Annotated in this window: 1 protein-coding gene; it reads right to left on the reverse strand. The window is 64.7% G+C overall.

The window, feature by feature from the left end; genetic code table 11:
• Positions 1–553 (reverse strand): DnaB-like helicase N-terminal domain-containing protein (locus APH30_RS27380; protein WP_305728799.1); only part of this gene is annotated, 553 nt, incomplete at its 3' end.
• Positions 554–569: the final 16 nt, after the last annotated feature.

Below are 569 nucleotides of genomic sequence, written 5' to 3' on the forward strand. Positions count from 1 at the left end.
ACAGCTTCGGTGGTGCTCGGTCGTCCAGCACTTCCTGCATGCCGTCAAAGACCTTGGGCAGCACCTCGGCCATGCGCTTGTACCCGGCCTTCTCGGAGCCTTGGAGGTCACGCAAGTCAGCGATGGACTGCTGGGCCTGGGCAATGATCTCGTCCGGCACCAGGCCGCTTGCAACGGCAGCCTTCGCAGAATGTCCAAGGTCGACCACCTGGCGGATCACCGCCCACTGCTTGACCTGCTTGGCGTAGGCCATGACGTTGGCCACAGAAGGCACGTTCCGACAGAGGTCGGCCGCGAAGCCCAGGGTGGCCTTGCCGCTTGGCAGGACACGCTGCGCATCCCCCACCGTTACAGGATCGACCGGCAGGCCACGCTCAAGGCAATCACGGATCACGTCGAACAGGGCTGCGTGGTCGTCGTAGAGGAAATCGCCGCTGGTCATCTGCCCCATGATGTCATCCACCAGCGAGGCATTGCCGTCCAGCGATGCGAGCATGACCGCCCCCAGCACGCCGTGCTCGGCCTCGGGGTAGCCCATCACCAGTCCGCTCATGCTTCACCTCGCGCCG

It is taken from the genome of Pseudomonas sp. NBRC 111127 (assembly GCF_001320345.1).
In the GTDB taxonomy this organism is placed as follows: domain Bacteria; phylum Pseudomonadota; class Gammaproteobacteria; order Pseudomonadales; family Pseudomonadaceae; genus Aquipseudomonas; species Aquipseudomonas juntendi.